The sequence below is a fragment of the Bradyrhizobium sp. C-145 genome, from assembly GCF_023375135.1.
GTDB lineage: Bacteria > Pseudomonadota > Alphaproteobacteria > Rhizobiales > Xanthobacteraceae > Bradyrhizobium > Bradyrhizobium zhanjiangense.
Map to the genome: position 1 here is coordinate 3,128,529 of NZ_CP088150.1, position 16,839 is coordinate 3,145,367.

A 16,839-nucleotide genomic window follows, 5' to 3' on the forward strand; every position below is an offset into this window, starting at 1 on the left:
GCCTCCCGCTGTTTATTCTGGAAGAGGCGATGACGGTCACACTTCACGTCTGCATTACCTGCCGTGCCGGCGAGACACTTGGCCAGGGCGAGACGACGCCAGGCAAGCGGCTGCATGGCGCGATCCTGGACGCCGGCGTGCCCGATGGCGTCAGCGTGGTTCCCGTCGAATGCCTGTCCGCCTGCAGCCAGGGCTGCTCAGTCGCGCTCAGCGCGCCCGGCCGCTGGTCCTACGTCTATGGCCGCCTGTCGGATGCGAATGCGCGCGACGTGATCGCGGGCGCTGCGGCCTATGCGGCCGCGCCCGACGGCCTCGTGCCCTGGCGCAGCCGTCCCGAAATCTTCCGCAAGCAATCGCTTGCGCGCATTCCCCCCATCGCCGTCGTGCCGGAGGCCGCCGAATGAATTCGCTCGCAAAAGTCCCGGTTACGGTGGTCACCGGTTTCCTCGGCTCCGGTAAGACGACACTGATCCAGCATCTGCTCAGCAATGCGGGCGGCAAGAAGCTTGCCGTGCTCGTCAACGAGTTCGGCAGCGAGGGCGTCGATGGCGAGATCCTGAAGTCTTGCGCCGACGCCAATTGCCCCGAGGAGAACATCGTCGAACTCGCCAATGGCTGCATCTGCTGCACCGTCGCCGACGATTTCATTCCGACCATGGAGCAGCTCTTGGCGCGCCCAGTGCGGCCCGATCACATCCTGATCGAGACCTCGGGCCTGGCACTGCCAAAGCCGCTGCTGAAGGCGTTCGATTGGCCGGAGATCCGCTCGCGCATCACGGTCGACGGTGTGATCGCGCTGGCCGATGCCGAAGCCGTCGCTGCCGGCCGCTTCGCGCCGGATCCGGCTGCGGTCGAAGCGCAGCGTGCAGCGGACGACAATCTCGATCACGAGACGCCGCTGTCGGAAGTGTTCGAGGACCAGATCGCCTGTGCCGACATCGTGCTGTTGACCAAGGCCGATCTTGCGGGCGCCACGGGTATCGAAGCGGCCAAGGCGGCGATCACGGCCGAGATGCCGCGCCGCGTGCCGATGTTGCCCGTCACCGACGGCGCGATCGATGCGCGCGTCATTCTCGGCCTCGGCGCTGCCGCCGAGAACGATCTTGCCGCGCGGCCCTCGCATCACGACGGCGAGGAGGAGCATGAGCACGACGATTTTGCCTCGGTCGTGATCGATCTTCCGGAAGTGTCTAATGTCGAGGCGCTGGTCGCCTCCATCCAGCGCCTGGCGCGCGAGCAGAACGTGCTGCGTGCCAAGGGCTATATTGCGGTCGCGGGCAAGCCGATGCGCCTGTTGCTGCAAGCGGTCGGCGAACGCGTGCGACACCAGTTCGACAAGCCCTGGGCTGCCGGCGTACGGCAATCAAAGCTCGTCGTGATCGGCGAGCATGGCGACATCGACGAGGCCGCGATCAGGTCAGGACTTGGTCTTTCAGGATCTGGCATCTGATGCACGTCGTTTTCCGCGAGAGCCGCGGTCTCGAGGAGACCGCGACGCCAAGGGACATCGGCCAGGACCCGGCCGATCTCGTGGTGCTCTCGTATTCGGATTCCGACCTTGCCGCGTTCGCGGCCGGCTGGCGGCGCGGGCGCGACAGCCTGCCGTCGCTGCGGCTCGCCAATCTTGCGGAGCTGCGTCATCCGCTCTCGGTCGACACCTATATCGAGCGCACGCTGTCGCAGGCGCGCGGCATCCTGGTGCGGTTGATTGGCGGTGAGTCCTACTGGCCGTACGGTCTCGCGGCGCTCCAGCAACTTGCCAAAGACCGCAACATCGTACTGGCCGTGCTGCCGGCCGATGGCCGTGACGATACGCGGCTGGACGCGTATTCGACCTTGCCGGTCTCGACGCTGCGCCGGCTCAAGGTGCTCTGCGACACCGGCGGCCCGGTCGCGGCGCAAGCTGCGATCGCTCAGCTCGCGCTGGCCTCGGGCCTCTATGCCGGGCCAGTCGTCGGCGAGATGACCGTGCCTGAGATGGGATTTTATGATCCCGCGCGTGGCGTCATTGCTGCGCCGGTAGGCGGCGAGGGGAAGCCTCGCGCGCTGGTGACGTTCTATCGCTCCTATCTCACTGCTGCGGACACCGGCCCGGTCGATGCCCTGATCGCCGCGCTGCGCGAGAAGGACTTTGACGCTTATGGCGTCTTCGTCACCTCGCTGAAGGCCGCGGGCGTTGCCGATTGGCTGCGTGCGCATCTCGTGCAAGACCCTCCGGCCGCGATCGTCAATGCGACGGCGTTCTCGGCAATGAGCGATGACGGCACGACGCCGTTCGATACCGCATCATGTCCGGTGTTCCAGGTCTCGCTCTCGACGGCGCAGCGTGAGGACTGGGCCACCTCGCTCCGTGGTCTTTCGCCCGGCGATCTCGCGATGCATGTGGTGCTGCCCGAGGTCGACGGTCGCCTGTTCGCGGGCGTGGTGAGCTTCAAATCCGCTGGGATGCGCGATCCCGATCTGCAATTCTCGCATCTTGTCCATCGCGCGGATGAGGAGCGGGTGCAGGTCATCGCAGCACGCGTTGCCGCCTGGCGGCGGCTCGCGGAGACGCCGGCCGCCAGGAAGCGTCTGGCGATCGTGCTCTCGAACTATCCGGGACGTCCGCACCAGATCGCGCATGCGGTCGGTCTCGATGCGCTGGCCTCGGTCGAGGCCTTGCTGTCTGATCTCGCGGAGGCCGGCTTCGATGTTGCGCCGGTCGATGCGCTCGGCGAGACGCTGCTGAGGCAGCAGCTTACCTGGAGCGTCGCTGAGTACCGTGCTGCGCTCTTGCGCCTGCCGCAAGTCTTGCAGGATGATCTCGCGCAAGCCTGGGGCGTGCCGGAGGATGATCCGAGCTGTCGCGACGGCGCGCTTCATTTTGCCGCCATTGCTTGCGGCGCGTCGATCATCGCGGTCCAGCCCGAGCGCGGCGATGCAACGACGCGCGATGCCGACTATCACGATCTCGCCCGCACGCCGCGCCATGCCTATGTCGCATTCTATCTCTGGCTCCGAGGGCAGGGCATCAATGCCGTCGTGCACATGGGCGCGCACGGCACGCTGGAATGGCTGCCCGGCAAATCCGTGGCGCTGTCGCAGGCATGCTGGCCGGAAGCCCTGATCGGCGATCTCCCCGTCATCTATCCCTTCATCGTCAATGATCCCGGAGAGGCCGCGCAGGCCAAGCGGCGCATCGCTGCCGTCACGATCGGCCATCTGCCGCCACCGCTTGCGGCATCCGTCGTGCCGGAAGGCCTGCGCCGGCTCGAACGTCTGCTCGACGAATATTCGACTGCCGATGGTCTTGATCCCGCGCGCCGCCAGCGTCTGATCTCAGCGATCCGCGACGAGGCGCGCGCGGCGGGTCTCGAAGACGATCTCGGCCTCGATGCATCGGCCGCACCAGCCGAAGCCATTCCGCGGATCGATCGCTTCGTCTGCGATCTCAAGGAAAGCCAGTTCGGTGACGGCCTGCACGTGTTCGGCCGCGGCGCCTGCGGCGGAGCGGAGCGGGAGGCGCTGCAGGCGGCGCTTGCAGGCAAGCGCGTTGCGCCGGGGCCGTCGGGCTCACCCTATCGTGGACGCCAGGACGTGCTGCCCACCGGGCGCAATCTCTTCGCCGTCGATCCACGCGCGGTGCCGACGCCGTCGGCCCATGCGCAAGGCATCAAGCTCGCCGAAGAGCTGCTGCGCCGTCACTTGCAGGATCATGGCGACTGGCCGAAGGGGCTCGTGGTCGATCTCTGGGGTTCGGCGACGATGCGCACCGCGGGCGAGGAGTTCGCGATGGCGCTGCATCTGGCCGGCCTCGCGCCGCGCTGGGACCACGCCTCCGGCCGCGTCACCGGTTACGACATCATCGTGCCGGCCGAGCTCGGCCGCCCCCGCATCGACGTGACACTGCGCGTGTCCGGCCTGTTCCGCGACGTGTTTTCGGGGCTGGCGCAATTGTTCGAGGCCGCATCCGAGGCACTCGCAAGCCGCGACGAGGAGGGCGAGGAGAATCCTTATCGCCACCGAGCGTCACGCGTATTTGCGCCGCGGCCCGGACAATACGGCGTTGGCTTGTCGGCGATCCCGGATGCATTCACGCCCGAGACGCGTGATGCCGCCGGGGAAGCCTGGCTGTCGGCATCGTCCTGGGCGTTCTCGGCGGATGGCGCGCTGCAGCCGGATCGCGCCGGCATCGAGGCGCGGCTTGCGTCGGCCGATGCCTTCGTCCACGTCCAGGATCTGCCGGAGACCGATCTTCTGCTCGCTGCCGACTATGCCGCGCATGAAGCCGGCGTCGCCGCAGCTGCGGCACATCTCGGTGCGAGCGGACCATCGCTCTATCACATTGACACGACTCGCCCCGAGGAGCCGCATGCGCGCACGCTGACGGAAGAGATCTCTCGCGTCGTCCGCGCGCGCGCGGCCAACCCGGCCTGGATCGCCGGCATGATGCGCCACGGTTTTCGCGGCGCGGCCGAGATCACCGCGACGCTCGAGCACATGGCTGCCTTCGCCCATCTTGCCGGCGCCGTGCCGCCGCATCTGTTCGATCTCTATTACGATGCGACGCTCGGCAACGATGATGTCCGCGCGTTCATGGCACGCGAGAATCCGACGGCGCTCGTCGCAATGGAGACTTGCTTCACGCGGTTGCATGAGGCCTCGCTCTGGCAGACGCGCCGTAATTCGATCGCCGCTGCGCTGAAGGAGGCGTCATGAGCGCTTCCGCGATCAAGGGCTGGTGTCCCGGCGCGCTGCGGCCGATGCGGTCGGGCGACGGGCTCGTGGTGCGCGTGCGCCCGTTCGGTGGACGCCTTGAAGCGGCACAGATTTCCGGCCTTGCCGGGCTGGCCGAACGCTTCGGCAGTGGTCTCATCGACGTGACGAGCCGCGCCAATCTCCAGATCAGAGGTGTCAGCGACGAAAGCCACGGCCCGCTGCTCGATGGCCTTGCGCGACTGGCGCTGCTCGATCCCGACGTCGATATCGAATCCCGGCGCAACATCCTGGTGACGCCGTTCTGGAACGAGGGCGACGACACGCAGGCACTCGCCGCCGAGCTCGAGGAGGCGCTTGCCGACAGCGCGCTCAAATTGCCCACAAAATTCGGCTTCGCGATCGATGACGGGACCTCGCGCGTGCTGGCCGGCGATTCCGCCGACGTGCGCATCGAGCGCGATCGCAGCGGCCGGCTCCTGGTCCGCGCGGATGGTGCGAGGCTCGGTCGCTCCGTCGGGCGCGGAGGCGCCGTGAGCACGGCGCTGGCGATCGCAAACTGGTTCATAACGTCCGGCGGCGTCAGCGGCGGGCGAGGGCGCATGGCGGCCCACATCGCTTCGGGTGCGGCATTGCCCGGGACCTTGCGCGGCGAGACCGAACCGGCCCCCGTGATGGCCGCGCTGCGGCCCGGACATTATCCGCAGGGCGCCATGGTCGGGGTTGCGTTCGGACAGATGCTGCATTCAACGCTGCATCAATTCGCGGCTTGCGGACATGCCCTGCGCATGACGCCATGGCGGATGGTTCTGAGCGAGGGCAAGCGTGCGATGCCGAAGGGGGCGGGTCTCATTACGGAGCCGTACGATCCCGCGCTACGCGTCATCGCCTGTAGCGGTGCGCCGCGCTGCCGCGAGGCGCATGCCGATACCCGCGCGCTCGCCGCTGCGCTCGCGCCACGCATTGCAGCCGATACGCGGCTTCACGTCTCCGGCTGCGCCAAGGGCTGCGCGCATTCCGGCGCCGCCGCTGTGACGCTGGTTGCGACCCGCACCGGATTCGATCTCGTCCGCGGTGGATCGACCCGCGATGAGCCCGCTCTGCGCGGCCTGAACGGTGATGACATCGTCAGCGATCCCTCCATCCTGGTCGGAGGGCACTGATGCCCTACACTTACGAAACCGACGGTGCGGCGATCTACCGGCAATCCTTTGCGATCATCCGCGCCGAGGCCGATCTTGCGCGCTTCACGCCGGACGAGGAGCAGGTCGTGGTGCGGATGATCCATGCCGCCGGCATGGTCGGCCTGGAGGCGCATATCCGCTTCACGCCCGGCATGGCGGCCGCTGCGCGCACAGCATTGCAGAAGGGAGCGCCGATCCTGTGCGACGCGCGCATGGTCTCCGAAGGCATTACGCGCGCGAGACTGCCCGCAGCCAACGCCGTGATCTGCACGCTCGGCGATGCCGCCGTTCCCGCACTCGCGCAATCCATGCGCAACACCCGCTCGGCGGCAGCGCTGGAGCTGTGGCGGCCGCATCTGGGCGGCGCGATCGTCGCCATCGGCAACGCGCCGACCGCGCTGTTTCATCTGCTCAACATGCTGGAGGACCGCGACTGCCCGCGGCCCGCGGCGATCATCGGCTGTCCCGTCGGCTTCGTCGGCGCCGCCGAATCCAAGGCCGCGCTGATGGCCGATCCGCCGGTGCCGGCGCTGACGGTTGAAGGCCGCCTCGGCGGCTCCGCGATCACGGTGGCCGCTGTCAACGCGCTGGCGAGCCGGAGCGAATAGTCATGGGGCGCATCATCTGCTGCGGTCTCGGCCCCGGCGATCCTGATTTGATGAGCGTGCGCGCCGATCGAACGGTGCGCGCCGCCAAGCACGTCGCCTATTTTCGCAAGAAGGGACGCCCCGGCCAGGCGCGCCGCATTGTCGAGGGCATGCTGGCTGCCGACGTCACCGAATATCCCATGGAATATCCGGTCACGACTGAGATCGCCTTCGACAGCCCTGAATACGTGCAGCTGCTCGCCGGCTTCTACGACGAATGGGCCGAGCGCCTGGCGCGGCTTTCGCGCGCGGTCGACGTCGTCGTGCTCTGCGAGGGCGATCCTTACTTCTACGGCTCGTTCATGCATCTGCACACGCGCCTGCAAGGCCGCGTCGAGATCGAAGTGATCGCGGGGATTCCCGGCATGGTCGGCTGCTGGAACGGCGTCGGCCAGCCGATCGCGCTCGGCGACGACGTCACGACGGTGCTGATGGGAACGCTTGCCGAAGACGAGCTCGAACGGCGCATGCGTGATTCCGATGCGCTCGTCATCATGAAGACCGGGCGCAATCTCGCAAAGGTGCGCCGCGCGCTCGCGTCGGCCGGCCGACTGGATGATGCCTGGCTGGTCGAGCGCGGCACCATGCCGGGTGAGCGCGTTACGCGGCTCGCAGAGATCGATGCCGCCGACTGTCCTTATTTCGCGATAGTGCTGGTGCACGGCAAGGGCCGGCATCTGGACGCCGCCGAATGACGGGCACGCTGACCATCGCAGGCCTTGGCCCTGGCAGCGACGCGCTGGTGACGCCGGAAGTCTCCGCCGCGCTTGCGTCTGCGACCGACATTTTGGGTTACGCTCCCTATGTCGCGCGCGTGTCGCCGCGAGCAGGGCTCACCCTGCGCCCGTCGGACAATCGCGAAGAGCTGCATCGCGCGAGCGAAGCCCTGCGGCTTGCCGCCGAAGGTGGCCAGGTCGTCGTCGTCTCCTCCGGTGATCCCGGCGTCTTCGCGATGGCCTCTGCCGTGTTCGAGGCGCTCGAGCAGGCACCGCAATGGCGGGACCTGCCGATCCGCGTGCTGCCCGGCATCACCGCGATGCTGGCGGCGGCTGCCCGCGCCGGCGCGCCGCTCGGCCATGATTTCTGCGCGATCAATCTCTCCGACAATCTGAAGCCTTGGGCCGTGATCGAGAAGCGCCTGCGGCTCGCCGCGGAAGCCGATTTTGCCATCGCGATGTACAATCCGCGCTCAGCCAGCCGGCCGGAAGGATTTGGCCGCGCGCTTGCGGCGCTTCGAGAGGCCGGCTGCGGCGAGCGGCTCGTGATCTTCGCGCGCGCGATCAGTACGCCCGATGAAAAGATCGAAACCGTCACGCTGAACGAAGTGGCGCCCGAGATGGCCGACATGCGCACGCTGGTGATCGTCGGCAATTCGCAGACGCGGCGCGTCGGCCGCTGGATCTATGCGCCGAGGCAGGTGCGATGACTGAGCCACTGCATGATCTCAGCCGCGCTCTCGACCCGCTGACGTTCGGGCAGCTCTGGTCGCGAGATCATGATCACGGGCAGGCCGAGCATGCGCGCCGCGTCGATCTTGGCGCGCGCACCATCGCCTCCGGAATTGCGGGCGACAATGCACATGATGCCGCGCATGCGCATCATCTCCAGCTCGCCGTTGAGGGTGAAGGGCCCGCGCGACACGATCACGTCGGCCGGAAAGGGCAGGGTCGTTTCGGGTGGATCGACGAAACGCAGCGTGTAGGTGTGCTGCGGCTTCATCGCGAATGGCGCGATGTGCTGACGGCCGATGGCGAGGAACACTTTTGCCGGAGCCTCGGGCAGCGCGGCGACGGCGGCATTGACGTCGACGACCTCGATCCAGTCGTCGCCAGGCGCTTTGCTCCACGGCGCGCGCTCCAGCGCAATCAACGGAGTGCCCGTCTCTGCGCACGCCGCGACCGCATTGCGACTCATCTCGGCGGCGAAGGGATGCGTCGCGTCGATCACATGCGTGATGGCCTCACGACGAATGTAGTCGGCAAGCCCGCTCACGCCGCCGAATCCGCCGATGCGTGTCGGCAGCGGCTGATCGGCGGGCGCGCGGGTGCGGCCGCCATAGGAATAAATGGCCTGGATGCCGGCGCGCGCGACCGCCGCGGCGAGCAGGCTCGCATCGGCTGTTCCGCCCAGAATGAGGGCGCGTGTCATGGCTGATCCCTGGCTGACCATCATCGGTATCGGCGAAGATGGCCTTGCCGGCCTGTCGGAGGCAAGCCGAAAGGCGCTTGCCAAGGCAGAAACCGTCTTCGGCGGCGAGCGTCATCTTGCGCTCGCGGAAGTTGGCAGCCGCGGCCGTCCGTGGCCGGTGCCGTTCGATGCGGACATCGTGCTGAGCTGCCGCGACCGGCCGACCGCGGTGCTCGCCTCCGGTGATCCATTCTGGCATGGCGCCGGGGCGGGCCTGGTCGAGAAGCTCGGTAGCGACGAGTGGATCGCGTACCCCGCGCCATCGACCTTCTCGCTCGCCGCCGCACGGCTCGGCTGGCGGCTCGAGTCGGTTGTGTGTCTTGGGCTTCATGCCGCACCATTCGAGCGTCTGGTGCCGCATCTGGCACGAGATGCGCGCATCATTTGCCTCGTGCGCAACGGGAAGGCGGCAGATGATCTCGCGAAATGGCTGACGGAACGCGGATGGGGCGCTTCAATCCTGTGGACTCTTGCTGCGCTTGGCGGCCCACGGGAATACATTGACCAGCATCGCGCCGATCTCTTTGCTGATGATATTGCTGGAAATCTGGTTGCGGTGGCGGTGCTGGCGAGGGGGACGCAGGGCATTCCCCGCAGTTCGGGCTTGTCGGACGATCTCTTTGTCCATGACGGCCAGATCACCAAGCGTCCGGTGCGTGCGCTGGCGCTGTCGGCCTTGGCGCCGCGTCCCGGTGAGCGGCTGTGGGATGTCGGCGCCGGCTCAGGTTCGATCTCCATCGAGTGGGCGCTGTGTGGCGGGACGGCGATCGCGATCGAAGCGCGCGACGATCGCGCTGCGAACATCCGCAGCAATGCGACGGCGTTCGGGCTGGCGCATCGGATCACCGTCGTCACGGGGAATGCGCCCGACGCTCTGGCTGCGCTGGAAGGGCCCGATGCGGTCTTCATCGGCGGCGGTCTCGGCGCTGCGATATTCGATGCCATCTGGCCCCGGCTCGCGCCGGGTACGCGGCTTGTTGCACATTCAGTCACGCTGGAGACGGAAGCGCTGCTCGGCGAGCTGCACCAGCGCCACGGCGGCGAGCTGATGCGCGTCGAGATCGCGCATGCCGGCCCGCTCGGCCGCTACCGGTCCTGGGAGGCGACGCGTCCGGTGGTGCAGTGGAGTGTGGTCCGATGAAAGTTGCCGGGCTCGGATTTAAGCGCGACGTTACGCTGGCTTCGCTGCGTGAAGCGCTGCTGGCGGCCGGCGGTTTTGAAGGCCTTGCCGCCGTGGCGACCGTCAGCGACAAGGCGGATGCGGAAGCACTGGAGCAGCTCGCGCGCGAATGCGGTGTGCCGATCAGGGCTATCCCGGCCGAATTGCTGGCCGGCATCGACACGCCGACGCAGTCGAAGCTTGTTGCCAAAAAGTTCGGCACGGGATCAGTCGCTGAAGCGGCGGCGCTCGCAGCGGCCGGCCCTCGTGCGCGGCTGATTGCGACGCGGGCGGTCTCGCAGGATCGCACCGCGACCGCGGCGATCGCTGAAGGAGACGGCGCATGACGGTGCATTTCATCGGCGCGGGGCCGGGCGCTGCCGACCTCCTGACGTTGCGCGGACGCGATCTGATCGCCGCTTCTCCGGTCTGCCTCTATGCCGGCTCGCTGGTGCCGGAGGGCGTGCTGGCGCATTGCCCGGCCGGTGCGCGGATCGTCAACACCGCGCCGCTGTCGCTCGACGAGATCATCGCCGAGATCGCCGCTGCGCATGCGGACGGCAAAGATGTCGCGCGGCTGCATTCCGGTGATCTCTCGATCTGGTCGGCGATGGGCGAACAGCTCCGTCGCCTGCGCGCGCTCGGCATTCCCTATTCGGTAACGCCGGGCGTTCCGTCGTTCTCGGCTGCTGCAGCGGCACTGGAGACCGAGTTGACGCTGCCTGGTCTCACCCAGTCCGTGGTGCTGACGCGCACGCCGGGCCGCGCCAGCGCGATGCCTGAGGGCGAGAAGCTCGCGGCATTTGCCGCCACCGGCGCGGTGCTCGCGATCCACCTGTCGATCCATCTGCTCGATAAGGTCATCGCCGAGCTCACGCCGCATTACGGCGCGGACTGTCCGGTCGCCATCGTCTGGCGCGCGAGCTGGCCGGACCAGCGCATCGTGCGCGCGACGCTCGCAACGCTCGATGCGGCTGTGGGCGGCGAAATGGAACGCACCGCGCTGATCCTGGTCGGCCGGACGCTTGGCGCCGCGGATTTTGACGAGAGCCGTCTCTATGCCGCCGATTATGATCGCCGCTATCGGCCGGTCGGCGCCGAGCCACGCTTTCCGGAGGGGTCGTGATGGCGGCAGGCCTCGTCATCTCCGCGCCGGCCTCCGGCGTCGGCAAGACCACGCTGACGCTGGCGCTCGCGCGCGCCTGGCGCAATCGCGGATTGAACGTGCAGTGCTTCAAGAGCGGGCCCGACTACATCGATCCCGCCTTCCACGCCGCCGCCACGGGACGCGCCTCCGTCAATATCGATAGCTGGGCGATGGACCGCGCAGCAATCGCGCATCTCGTCAGCCGCAGCGCGGATGCCGATGTCGTGCTCGCCGAGGGCTCGATGGGGCTGTTCGATGGTGTTGCCGCACGCGGCGTCTCCGGCACCGGCGCCACCGCCGACATTGCGGAGATGCTGGGCTGGCCGGTGCTGCTGGTGATCGATCCGTCGGGACAGGCGCAGACCGCGGCGGCAATCGCCGCAGGTCTTCGTGACTATCGCGCCGGGGTGCGCCTCGCAGGCGTCGTGCTCAATCGCGTCGCCAGCCCGCGCCACGAAGATCTCGTGCGGCGCGCGCTGAACAATGCCGGCATCGCCGTGTTCGGCGCGCTGCCGCGCCATGCCGAGATCAGCCTGCCGAAGCGCCATCTCGGCCTGGTGCAGGCCGAGGAGCAGGTCGAGATCGGCAAGCTGATCGACGAGGCCGCGCGCTTCGTCGCCGAGCATGTCGATCTCGAGGCGGTGCTGCGAGCGGCAGCCAGCTGGGCGCCGCAATCCGGGGCGAACGGCCTGAACGTGACGCCGCCGGGCCAACGCATCGCGCTGGCCCGCGATGCGGCGTTCTCTTTCGTGTATCCGCATATGCTGGAAGCCTGGCGCGCGGCCGGCGCCGAGATCTCGACATTTTCGCCGTTGGCCGATGAAGCGCCTGACGCATGCGCCGATGTCTGCTGGCTGCCAGGCGGCTATCCCGAGCTTCATGCCGGCAAGATTGCGGCTAGTGCACGCTTTCGCGACGGCTTGCGCGTCTTTGCTGAGACGCGCCCCGTGCACGGCGAATGCGGAGGCTATATGGTGTTGGGAATCGCTTTGACCGACGCCGACGGCGTGCGCCATGAGATGGCGGGGTTGCTCGGCCTGGAGACCAGCTTTGCCAAGCGCCGCATGCATCTGGGCTATCGTCTCGCCGAACTGGCCGCGCCGATGCCGGGGCATCAGGTCGGCGCACGCCTGCGCGGCCACGAGTTCCATTATTCGACGATCATCGCCCAGCCGGACACGCCGCTGGCCGTGGTTCACGATGCAACCGGCACGGTCATTGCCGAGACCGGCTCGCGGCGGGGCCAAGCCACCGGCACGTTCTTCCATCTGATCGCGGAGGATCGGTGAGCGGTTTTGTTTCTTTCGTCTCCGCCGGCCCCGGCGACCCAGAACTCCTCACGGTGAAGGGGACTGCGCGGCTGCGTGAGGCCGACGTCGTGCTCTATGACGATCTTGCCTCCGGCGCGATCCTCGATCTCGCCCGTCCCGGCGCCAATCTCGTCGCGGTGGGGAAACGGGCAGGGCGGCCCTCGACCAAGCAGCACCATGTCAATCGCCTGCTCGTCGATTATGCCGCAACCGGCGCGCGGGTGGTGCGGCTGAAGTCGGGCGACGCCGGAATTTTCGGCCGGCTCGAGGAGGAGCTGGAGACGCTGCGCGAGGCCGGCATCGGCTACGAGATCATTCCCGGCGTCACCTCCGCCTGCGTTGCCGCCGCGCAAGCCGGCATCCCCCTGACCCGGCGCCACACCTCGCGGCGGGTGCAGTTCGTGACCGGGGCCGACGTCACCGGCGAACTGCCGCCAAACCTGAATTGGGCGGCGCTGGCCGATCCCGAGGCAACCACCGTGGTCTATATGGGCCGGCGCACTTTTCCGGCGCTTGCCGCAAAATTGATCGACCATGGCCTCGCCGCAGATACGCCGGCGCTGTTTGCGGAATCACTCGGCCGTTCCGACGAGCGGCTGGTCCGCACCACGATTGCCGAGCTCGCCGAGCAGCTTGCGCGGGGCGGCGCCGCCTCGACGGCCGCCGTCATCCTGTTCGGCGCCCTGGCGGGAGACGATCCGTCATGATGGCCGCCGTCGCCCTTCGCCCCTTGACGCCCGGCTCGCGAAAGGGGCACACAGGAGAGGCATGGTGCTCGACACGGCGCAAAGCGCCGGAGCATAATCGGGAATGGGGATGGGCGGACCCAGCTGCGGCGTCCAAAACCCCAGCCGCCCCCGCGACTGTAAGCGGTGAGGGGCTCCGATCAGCCACTGGGCCGCAAGGCTCGGGAAGGCCGGAGAACCCCAGTGAACCGCGAGCCAGGAGACCGGCCCTGCACGATTTGAGGCCAAGGCCGTCGGGTGTGACGGCAGGAAGGATCTGAACCATGCATATCGAACCAGGGATCGTGACGGGCGCCAAGCTCGTGTTGAGTTACGCAACCGGCATCGCCGCAGGTGGTGTTGCCTTGAAACTCGCGGTCGAGACCGTGCGCGAGCAGGGCATCGGCTCGCTCGCGACGCGCACGCTCGCCACCACCGGCCTCGTCTTCACTTTCTTCCAGGTGCTGCCGCACTTCCCGGTCGGCGTCTCCGAGGTGCACTTCATCCTGGGCTCGACCTTGTTCCTGCTGTTCGGTGCTGCGCCCGCCGCCTTCGGCCTTGCGTTCGGCCTGCTGCTCCAGGGCGTCTTCTTCGTGCCGACCGACCTGCCGCAATATGGCATGAACGTCACCACGCTCCTGGTGCCGCTGTTCGCGATCCAGGCGCTGGCGACGCGGATCATTCCGCGCAACACGGCTTACGTCGATCTGCAATACCGCCAGGCGCTGGCGCTCTCGACCGCCTATCAGTCCGGCATCGTCGTCTGGGTGGCGTTCTGGGCCCTCTATGGCTCCGGCTTCGGCGCGACCAACCTCGCCAACATCGCGACGTTTGCGGCATCCTATGCGCTGGTCATCGTGATCGAGCCGCTCGCCGATCTCGCCGTGCTGGCGCTGGCGAAGTCGCTGCGTGGCGTCACCGCGCCCGGCCTCGTCACGCCGCGCCTGCATAACGCCGCTTAAGAGACAAGCGAACGGGCGGCCGGCGCGGCCGCCCTTCGCGCTCGCGATGCTCACGCTCTCCCTGATAGGCATCGGTTGCGGCGATCCCGGGCAGCTCACGCGCGCCGCGATCCAAGCTATCAACGCCGCCGATCTCGTCCTGATTCCGCGCAAGGAGACGGCGAAATCCGATCTTGCGGATCTGCGGCGGACGATCTGCGCGGACGCGCTCACCAGCGCGAGCACCCGCATCGCCGAGTTCGACTTGCCAGTGCGTGACGCGACTGAGGCGGACTACCGCAAGGGCGTGGACGATTGGCACGATGCGGTTGCCGTGACCTGGTCGCAAACGATCGCAAGTCATCTCGCCGGCGAGGGCAAGGTTGCGCTGCTGATCTGGGGCGATCCTTCGCTCTACGACTCCTCGCTACGCATCGCGCGGCGGCTCGATCCCTTGCCTGATATCGAGGTCGTGCCCGGCATCACCTCAATCCAGGCGCTGTGCGCCGTGCATGCGCTGCCGCTCAATGACATCGGCGAGCCGTTCCTGGTCACGACGGGGCGGCGCTTGCGCGAAGGCGGCTGGCCGCAGAGCGTCGATACCGTGGTGGTGATGCTCGACGGCGGCACGGCGTTCCAGTCGCTCGATCCGGCTGGGCTTCAGATATGGTGGGGCGCCTATCTCGGCACGCCCGATCAGATCGTCATGTCCGGCGCGCTGGCCGAAGTGGGCTCGCGTATTGTCGCAATGCGGCAGGAAGCGCGCGAGCGGCATGGCTGGATCATGGACAGCTACATTCTCAAGCGCACGCGTTAAGCGAGGCAGCATGCTCCCCGAATGGGTCTACCAACAGTGTCCCGAGATCTCCGCGCATCATCGCGAGGCAGCCATCGCGCGTCAGGCGCAACTGACAAAGCCGACCGGCGCGCTTGGCCGGCTCGAGCAACTCGCGATCGAGCTTGCGGGCCTGCAAGCGACGGAATCTCCTCGAGCCGCGCGCGTGCCGATCATCGTCTTCGCCGGCGATCACGGCATCGTCGCGCAGGGCGTGTCGGCCTATCCGCAAGCGGTCACCATCGCGATGATGGCGAATTTTGCCTCCGGCGGCGCCGCGATCTCGGTGCTGGCGCGTGAGCTTGGCTCCAGCCTGGAGGTGGTCGACGCCGGCACGCTGGCGCAGGAGGGGATGGCGGGCGTCGTCACCGACAAGCCGCGCAGCGGCACGCGCGACTTCAGCGTGGAAGCTGCGCTCGAACCTGCGGAACTGGCATTCGCGTTTGAGGCCGGTCAGGGCGCGGTTGCGCGCGCAACAGCCAATCAGCCCGATCTGCTGATCTTCGGCGAGATGGGCATCGGCAATACCACGACCTCGGCGGCGATTGCGGCGAGCCTGCTCGGCACCAGCGCCGAGGAGATCGCCGGCAGCGGCACCGGTATCGATGCGGCCGGCCGTGCGCACAAAGCGCGGGTGATCGATGCCGCGATTGCGCGCCATGGCATTGCAGGGGCTTCGCCCGAAAGCATCCTGTGCGCCGTCGGCGGTCTCGAGATCGCGGCGATCTCAGGCGCGATCATTGCAGCTGCGCAGCGCCGCATCCCTGTATTGATCGACGGCTTCATCGTGTCGGTGGCGGCGCTGGCGGCGGTGCGGATCAACCCGTCGTGCCGGCCGTTCCTGCTGCCGTCGCATCAATCGGCAGAGCAGGGGCATCGGCTGGTGCTGCGTGCGCTGAACGTGCAGCCGCTGATCAGCCTCGATCTCAGGCTTGGGGAGGGATCCGGCGCCGCGATCGCGTTGCCGCTGGTGCGGTCGGCTTGCGCGCTCCACAACGGCATGGCGACATTTGCGCAGGCCAATGTGCCGGACCGTCCGGCCTGATCCGGCTCAGGCCGTGCGCTGATTGACGGAAACGACGCGCCAGCCGGTGGCGAGCCGGTCGATCCGGGTGAGCGACAGCGGATCGATCACGAAGCGCAAGGCAGCGTGCGGTGTCAGATCCAGCGCGATGCAGAGCGCAGCGCGGATCGTGCCGGAATGCACGACGAGCGCTGCGGAGCCCGCGCCGATCCGCGAGAGCCCAAGCCGGACGCGCGTGACCTGATCCTCAAAGCTCTCGCCGCCCGGCGGACGTCCGCGCGCCGGATCGCTCCAGAATTGCGCATAGGCCTCGTCGCCAGCCGCGCCGATCTCGTCATGCCGACGGCCGGTCCATGCGCCAAAATCCTGTTCGCCGAATTCGGGCATCAGCTCGGGCGCGAGTCCCAGCGCCTGCGCGGTCTCGACCGTGCGCCGCGACGGGCTGGCGTAGCTCGCTGCGCCTCGCGGCAGGCACTGCCGCAGGGCCTGCAGTTGCGCGCGATCGCCGAGATCGGCTGGCGCATCAGCCGCATGGATCGTCCCCACGACGCCGTCGACCGGTGCATGCCGTATCAGCCAGAGGAAGGTCTCGCCTTCCATGCTCATCTCCGAGGAAGTTGGTTGCTGTTGCAATAGCGCCGCAGCTTGCACATTGACTCTGTCTTGATCGTAATCCTAGATGGCTTCGACGGTTTCCCCGAGAGGGGATGAAAAGGGAATGCGGTGCGGGGAATTTGTGCCCAATGCCGCGGCTGCCCCCGCAACTGTAAGCGGTGAATCATTCGTCAGAAGCCACTGGGTCCTCGGTCCCGGGAAGGCGACGAAGCGGTCACGACCCGCGAGCCAGGAGACCTGCCGTCAGCCGTGGTCACACGCGAAGATGTCGGTCGGGGAGTACAGACATTCGGCTTCATCGGACGGCTGACAGGCCCAGGGTGAGACCTCGTTCGCTGTGACGTGCCACTGACGTCATACCGAGGTTTCG

Annotated in this window: 17 protein-coding genes and 2 riboswitches; of the genes, 15 read left to right on the plus strand and 2 right to left on the minus strand. The window is 67.7% G+C overall.

Annotated elements, in window-relative coordinates; translation table 11 throughout:
* Nucleotides 1-29: 29 nt before the first annotated feature.
* Genes LRP30_RS14450 through cobJ form a run of 7 tightly spaced genes read left to right on the plus strand, consistent with a single transcriptional unit; the run spans nucleotide 30 to nucleotide 7,952 of the window.
* A complete protein-coding gene (locus LRP30_RS14450) occupies nucleotides 30-404 on the plus strand; it encodes a DUF1636 domain-containing protein (protein WP_128934809.1) in 375 nt (124 codons plus the stop codon).
* The gene (gene cobW, locus LRP30_RS14455; RefSeq protein ID WP_249760750.1) at nucleotides 401-1,450 is read left to right on the plus strand and encodes a cobalamin biosynthesis protein CobW; all 1,050 of its coding nucleotides are present in this window, start codon (nucleotides 401-403) and stop codon (nucleotides 1,448-1,450) included. Before LRP30_RS14450 ends, cobW begins: the two co-directional genes overlap by 4 nt.
* Entirely contained in the window at nucleotides 1,450-4,698 is a 3,249-nt protein-coding gene (cobN, locus tag LRP30_RS14460; RefSeq protein WP_249760751.1) for a cobaltochelatase subunit CobN, read from the plus strand. The genes cobW and cobN overlap by 1 nt, the downstream gene beginning before the upstream one ends.
* Nucleotides 4,695-5,858, plus strand: coding sequence for a precorrin-3B synthase (cobG, locus tag LRP30_RS14465; protein ID WP_249760752.1), 1,164 nt, complete (start codon nucleotides 4,695-4,697; stop codon nucleotides 5,856-5,858). The genes cobN and cobG overlap by 4 nt, the downstream gene beginning before the upstream one ends.
* Nucleotides 5,858-6,487, plus strand: coding sequence for a precorrin-8X methylmutase (locus tag LRP30_RS14470; RefSeq protein ID WP_128947829.1), 630 nt, complete (start codon nucleotides 5,858-5,860; stop codon nucleotides 6,485-6,487). The genes cobG and LRP30_RS14470 overlap by 1 nt, the downstream gene beginning before the upstream one ends.
* Before the next feature lie 2 nt (nucleotides 6,488-6,489).
* Nucleotides 6,490-7,221 (plus strand): precorrin-2 C(20)-methyltransferase, encoded by a 732-nt coding sequence (locus LRP30_RS14475; protein ID WP_249760753.1) that lies wholly within the window; start codon nucleotides 6,490-6,492, stop codon nucleotides 7,219-7,221.
* Nucleotides 7,218-7,952: a precorrin-3B C(17)-methyltransferase gene (cobJ, locus tag LRP30_RS14480; RefSeq protein ID WP_249760754.1), complete on the plus strand. Its 735-nt coding sequence runs from the start codon at nucleotides 7,218-7,220 to the stop codon at nucleotides 7,950-7,952. Before LRP30_RS14475 ends, cobJ begins: the two co-directional genes overlap by 4 nt.
* Here the strand turns inward: cobJ and LRP30_RS14485 are convergent.
* Complete coding sequence (locus tag LRP30_RS14485; RefSeq protein WP_249760755.1) at nucleotides 7,928-8,674, minus strand: cobalt-precorrin-6A reductase; 747 nt, start codon at nucleotides 8,672-8,674, stop codon at nucleotides 7,928-7,930. The two genes, cobJ and LRP30_RS14485, sit on opposite strands and share 25 nt — an antisense overlap.
* Here LRP30_RS14485 and cbiE point away from each other — a divergent pair.
* From cbiE to cobT, 8 genes are all read left to right on the plus strand, one after another.
* The gene (gene cbiE, locus LRP30_RS14490; protein ID WP_249760756.1) at nucleotides 8,673-9,854 is read left to right on the plus strand and encodes a precorrin-6y C5,15-methyltransferase (decarboxylating) subunit CbiE; all 1,182 of its coding nucleotides are present in this window, start codon (nucleotides 8,673-8,675) and stop codon (nucleotides 9,852-9,854) included. The two genes, LRP30_RS14485 and cbiE, sit on opposite strands and share 2 nt — an antisense overlap.
* Complete coding sequence (locus tag LRP30_RS14495) at nucleotides 9,851-10,219, plus strand: cobalamin biosynthesis protein (RefSeq protein WP_249760757.1); 369 nt, start codon at nucleotides 9,851-9,853, stop codon at nucleotides 10,217-10,219. Before cbiE ends, LRP30_RS14495 begins: the two co-directional genes overlap by 4 nt.
* A complete protein-coding gene (gene cobM, locus LRP30_RS14500; RefSeq protein ID WP_249760758.1) occupies nucleotides 10,216-10,998 on the plus strand; it encodes a precorrin-4 C(11)-methyltransferase in 783 nt (260 codons plus the stop codon). The genes LRP30_RS14495 and cobM overlap by 4 nt, the downstream gene beginning before the upstream one ends.
* Nucleotides 10,998-12,308: a cobyrinate a,c-diamide synthase gene (locus LRP30_RS14505; protein WP_249760759.1), complete on the plus strand. Its 1,311-nt coding sequence runs from the start codon at nucleotides 10,998-11,000 to the stop codon at nucleotides 12,306-12,308. Before cobM ends, LRP30_RS14505 begins: the two co-directional genes overlap by 1 nt.
* Nucleotides 12,305-13,036, plus strand: a complete 732-nt coding sequence (cobA, locus tag LRP30_RS14510) for a uroporphyrinogen-III C-methyltransferase (protein WP_091887719.1) — start codon at nucleotides 12,305-12,307, stop codon at nucleotides 13,034-13,036. Before LRP30_RS14505 ends, cobA begins: the two co-directional genes overlap by 4 nt.
* Nucleotides 13,037-13,081: 45 nt before the next feature.
* A riboswitch (cobalamin riboswitch) is annotated at nucleotides 13,082-13,302 on the plus strand.
* 36 nt (nucleotides 13,303-13,338) lie between these two features.
* A complete protein-coding gene (locus LRP30_RS14515; protein ID WP_249760760.1) occupies nucleotides 13,339-14,016 on the plus strand; it encodes an energy-coupling factor ABC transporter permease in 678 nt (225 codons plus the stop codon).
* Nucleotides 14,017-14,062: 46 nt separating this feature from the next.
* Nucleotides 14,063-14,812: a precorrin-6A synthase (deacetylating) gene (gene cobF, locus LRP30_RS14520; RefSeq protein WP_249760761.1), complete on the plus strand. Its 750-nt coding sequence runs from the start codon at nucleotides 14,063-14,065 to the stop codon at nucleotides 14,810-14,812.
* A 10-nt stretch (nucleotides 14,813-14,822) separates the two neighbouring features.
* The gene (gene cobT / locus LRP30_RS14525) at nucleotides 14,823-15,875 is read left to right on the plus strand and encodes a nicotinate-nucleotide--dimethylbenzimidazole phosphoribosyltransferase (protein WP_128947821.1); all 1,053 of its coding nucleotides are present in this window, start codon (nucleotides 14,823-14,825) and stop codon (nucleotides 15,873-15,875) included.
* A 6-nt stretch (nucleotides 15,876-15,881) separates the two neighbouring features.
* Here the strand turns inward: cobT and LRP30_RS14530 are convergent, their stop codons facing one another.
* A complete protein-coding gene (locus LRP30_RS14530; RefSeq protein WP_249760762.1) occupies nucleotides 15,882-16,454 on the minus strand; it encodes a histidine phosphatase family protein in 573 nt (190 codons plus the stop codon).
* Nucleotides 16,455-16,526: 72 nt separating this feature from the next.
* Nucleotides 16,527-16,729, plus strand: a riboswitch (cobalamin riboswitch).
* Nucleotides 16,730-16,839 lie beyond the last annotated feature (110 nt).